The sequence below is a fragment of the Nguyenibacter vanlangensis genome, assembly GCF_013376155.1.
Lineage (GTDB): Bacteria > Pseudomonadota > Alphaproteobacteria > Acetobacterales > Acetobacteraceae > Gluconacetobacter > Gluconacetobacter vanlangensis.
Genome location: NZ_JABXXP010000359.1, coordinates 1 through 3,017, shown reverse-complemented (window position 1 = coordinate 3,017; position 3,017 = coordinate 1). Strand labels below are relative to the sequence as shown.

Here is a 3,017-nt window from a genome sequence, read left to right as displayed (position 1 = left end):
CTGGCGAACGCGATCGCGGGCAGCCTGGTGCAGACCGGGCTGGCGGCGGCGATCGGCACGCCGGTGGGGCTGCTGACGGGGATCTACCTGTCGGAATACGCGACCGACGGGCGTGTGGTGGCGGTGGTGCGGTTCGTGTCGGACATGATGCTGTCGGCGCCGTCGATCCTGGTGGGTCTGTTCGTGTATCTGGCGCTGGTGGCGCCGGTGGGGCATTTTTCGGGCCTGTCGGGGGCGGTTGCGCTGGCGATGCTGTTCGTGCCGGTGGTGGTGCGGACGACCGAGGACATGCTGCGGCTGGTGCCGCTGACGATGCGCGAGGCGGCCTATGCGCTGGGGGCGCCGAAATGGCGGGTCGTGCTGCAGGTGTGCCTGCGGGCGGCGCGGGCCGGGGTGCTGACGGGGATCCTGCTGGCGGTGGCGCGGGTGTCGGGGGAGACGGCGCCGCTGCTGTTCACCTCGCTGGGGAACATGAACTGGTCGCTGTCGCTGGACGCGCCGATGGCCAGCCTGCCGGTGGCGATCTATCAATATGCGGGGTCGGCGTATGACGACTGGGTGCAACTGGCCTGGACGGGCGCGCTGCTGATCACGGCGGGGGTGCTGGTGCTGAACGTGGTGGTGCGGATGTGGCACCGGCGGCTGGGCGCGGGGCAGTAGGGCCATGGACGGTGCGCCGATGGGACATCAGGGCCCGATAGGAAATCAGGGAATGAGGGACGGGGTGATGCAGGACGTGCCGGCGGCGGATGCCGCGGCGCCGGCGCTTTCGGTGCGTGGGCTGGATTTCTGGTATGGGGCGCACCGGGCGCTGCGGGACATCACGCTGGATTTTCCTGCGCGGCGGGTGACGGGGATGATCGGCCCGTCGGGGTGCGGCAAGTCGACGCTGCTGCGGGTGCTGAACCGGATGTATGATCTGTATCCCGGGCAGCGGGCGACGGGGGAGGTGACGTTCGACGGGCGGAACATCCTGTCGCCGGAGATGGACCTGAACGTGCTGCGGTCGCGGATCGGGATGGTGTTCCAGAAGCCGACGCCGTTTCCGATGTCGATCTACGAGAACATCGCGTTCGGGGTGCGGCTGCACGAGACGCTGACGCGGCCGGAGATGGATGCGCGGGTCGAGGACGTGCTGCGGCGGGTGGCGCTGTGGGGCGAGGTGAAGGATCGGCTGGGGACGTCGGCGACGGCGCTGTCGGGGGGGCAGCAGCAGCGGCTGTGCATTGCGCGGACGATCGCGACGCGGCCCGAGGTGATCCTGCTGGACGAGCCGACCAGCGCGCTGGACCCGATCTCGACGGCGCGGATCGAGGAATTGCTGGACGAGCTGAAGGCGGAGTTCACGATCGCGATTGTGACGCACAACATGCAGCAGGCGGCGCGCTGCGCGGACCGCGTGGCGTTCTTCTACCTGGGGGAACTGGTCGAGGTGGACAATGCCGACCGCATGTTCACCGCCCCGCGTGAGCGCCGCACCCAGGACTACATCACCGGCCGCTTCGGCTGATACGGGAAGGAGGGGCAGCGTGGTCAAGGAACAGGCGCATACCGTCAGCTCCTATGAGCAGGAGCTGGGGCAGATCCGGGCGATGATGGCGCGGATGGGCGGCATCGTGGAAAGCCAGATGGCGCAGGCCATGGCGGCCATCGTCGACCGGGACGAGGAAGCGGCCATGGCCGCGTCCGAATGCGATCCGCAGGTCGACGCGCTGGAACGCGACGTCGAGGCGCTGGCGATCCGGCTGCTGGCGCTGCGCGCGCCGATGGCCGGCGACCTGCGCGAGATCGTGTCGGCGATGAAGATCACCGGCGACCTGGAGCGGATCGGCGATTGCGCCGCCAGCATCGCCCGGCGTACGCTGAAGCTGGATCCGGGCGACGGGCGCATGTCGGTGGGCGGGTTGCGCACCATGGGCCGGATGGTGCAGGAGAATCTGCGCCGGGCGATCGACGCGATGGCCCAGCAGGACAGCGAGGGGGCGATCGAGGTCTGGCAGTCCGATACCGCGGTCGATGAGCTGTATACCGCCATGTTCCGCGAGCTGGTGACCTATATGATGGAAGATCCGCGTACCATCCGGTCCTGCACGCATCTGCTGTTCATCGCCAAGAATTTGGAACGGATCGGCGACCATGCCACCAATATCGCCGAGCGCGTCTATTACGCCACCACCGGCGACCAGTTGCCCGTCGTGCGTCCGCGCGGCGGTCCCGCGGTTTGACGATCTGACGGACGATCTGACGAAGGAGGAGACGTGTCGGGGGCAATGACGGACAGGGGCGACGGACGGGAGAGCGCGCGCACGCCTTATATCCTGGTCGTCGAGGATGACGAGGCGCTGCTGATGATGCTGCGCTACAACCTCGAAAAGCTGGGCTACGAGGTCGGCGCGGCCGAGGACGGGCCCGAGGCGCTGGCCCGCGTCGCGGCCCGCCGGCCGGACCTGATGGTGCTGGACTGGATGCTGCCCGGCCTGTCGGGGCTGGATGTCTGCCGCCGCCTGCGCGACCAGGAGGCGACGCGCACCCTGCCGATCATCATGCTGACCGCCCGCGCGGGAGAGGCCGACAATATTCGCGGCCTGGACACCGGCGCCGACGATTACGTGACCAAGCCCTGCAGCATCGAGGCGCTGCAGGCGCGGATCCGCGCCTTGCTGCGCCGCGCGCCGCCGGCCGACAACCTGCTGCGCTTCGCCGACGTGACGCTGGATACGGTGGCCCATCGCGCCGAGCGCAACGGCCGCACCCTGACCCTGGGCCCCACCGAATATCGCATCCTGGAATTCTTCCTGCGCCATCCGCGCCAGGTCTTCTCGCGCGAAGACCTGCTGCAGCGCGTGTGGGAACGCGGGGTGCATGTCGAACTGCGGACGGTGGACGTGCATATCCGCCGCCTGCGGCTGATCCTCAACGGGCCGGGCGAGGCCGACATCATCCGCACCGTGCGTGCCGCCGGCTATGCGCTGGATGATCCGCGCGCCTGAACCGCCGCGCGGCGGGGGCTGGGGTCG

Annotated in this window: 4 protein-coding genes; all 4 read left to right on the top strand. The window is 69.1% G+C overall.

Annotation, left to right across the window (positions count from 1 at the left end; translation table 11 throughout):
- Positions 1-660, top strand: a 660-nt coding sequence (gene pstA / locus HUK84_RS13810) for a phosphate ABC transporter permease PstA (RefSeq protein WP_176640804.1), incomplete at its 5' end; no start/stop codon positions are given.
- Between the two features lie 52 nt (positions 661-712).
- The gene (gene pstB / locus HUK84_RS13805) at positions 713-1,510 is read left to right on the top strand and encodes a phosphate ABC transporter ATP-binding protein PstB (protein ID WP_176640803.1); all 798 of its coding nucleotides are present in this window, start codon (positions 713-715) and stop codon (positions 1,508-1,510) included.
- A 19-nt stretch (positions 1,511-1,529) separates the two neighbouring features.
- Positions 1,530-2,225, top strand: a complete 696-nt coding sequence (gene phoU, locus HUK84_RS13800; protein WP_176640802.1) for a phosphate signaling complex protein PhoU — start codon at positions 1,530-1,532, stop codon at positions 2,223-2,225.
- A gap of 45 nt (positions 2,226-2,270) precedes the next feature.
- Positions 2,271-2,990 carry a phosphate regulon transcriptional regulator PhoB gene (gene phoB / locus HUK84_RS13795; protein ID WP_176640801.1) on the top strand — a complete coding sequence of 240 codons (720 nt, stop codon included), beginning with the start codon at positions 2,271-2,273 and terminating at the stop codon, positions 2,988-2,990.
- The last annotated feature ends 27 nt before the right edge of the window (positions 2,991-3,017 follow it).